Raw genomic sequence first — 1,129 nt, forward strand, 5'->3', positions numbered from 1 at the left:
GTGATGCGCAGACGCTGATGACGACCGGCGCGACGACGCTTGCCGCGGTTTCCGCGGGTGCGGTATTCATGGGGGCGAACAGCTATATTGGCAACGCGCCGAATTTCATGGTGAAGGCGATCGCGGAATCGCGCGGCGTGAAGATGCCGAGCTTCTTCGCGTATCTCGGCTGGGCGTTTGTTGTGCTGGTGCCGGTGTTCTTGCTGACGACGTGGATATTTTTCCCGGCGTAAGCTGACGGTTTTCAATCAGGCGTGAGTGGTGGGCGACCGCGAAGCATGGGGCCCGCGTAAGCGCTAAAGCGCCAACGCGGGTCGACCGCGAAGCATGGGGCCGGCGTAAGCGCTAAAGCGCCAACGCGGGTCGACAGGAGAGAGAGAACAATGCAGAAGATTCTGGTAGCACGTCCGATTTTTCCCGACGTGATCGAGCGACTCCAACAGTATTTCGAAGTCGATTGGAACAACGGCGATGCACTCGCCCCCGACGCGCTCGCCGCCCGGCTCGCCGACAAGGACGGCGCGCTGACGGCCGGCGACCCGGTCGGCGCCGCGACGCTCGCGGCAGCGCCACGTCTGCGTGTCGTGTCGAACATGGCGGTCGGCTTCAATAATTTCGACATGGCAGCATTCAACGCGGCAAACGTGCTCGGCACCAATACACCGGATGTGCTCAACGAATCCACCGCCGACTTCGGCTGGGCGCTGATGATGGCGGCCGCGCGGCGCATTGCCGAATCCGAGCACTGGCTGCGCGCCGGGCGCTGGCAGAAGTGGGAATACGACGGTTTCCTCGGCAACGACATTTACGGCTCGACGATCGGCATCGTCGGCATGGGCCGGATCGGCCAGGCACTCGCACGCCGCGCGCGGGGCTTCGGCATGCGGGTGATCTATCACAACCGGTCGCGCGTCGCGCCGGAGATCGAGGCGGAACTGAATGCCGAATACCTGTCGAAGGACGCGCTCCTCGCACAAGCCGATCACGTCGTGCTCGTGCTGCCCTACACGAAGGAGAATCACCACACGATCGGCGCCGCCGAACTCGCGATGATGAAGCCGACGGCGACGCTGACCAATATCGCGCGCGGCGGGATCGTCGACGACGCGGCGCTCGCCGCCGCACTACG

2 protein-coding genes are annotated in these 1,129 nt (G+C 64.2%); both read left to right on the plus strand.

Annotated elements, in window-relative coordinates:
- The coding region (locus KH616_RS25280; RefSeq protein ID WP_292255326.1) for a sodium:proton antiporter at window positions 1-233 on the plus strand (233 nt) is incomplete at its 5' end.
- A 150-nt stretch (window positions 234-383) separates the two neighbouring features.
- The coding region (locus tag KH616_RS25285; RefSeq protein WP_292255328.1) for a D-glycerate dehydrogenase at window positions 384-1,129 on the plus strand (746 nt) is incomplete at its 3' end.

It is taken from the genome of Burkholderia sp. (assembly GCF_018375725.1).
Lineage (GTDB): Bacteria > Pseudomonadota > Gammaproteobacteria > Burkholderiales > Burkholderiaceae > Burkholderia.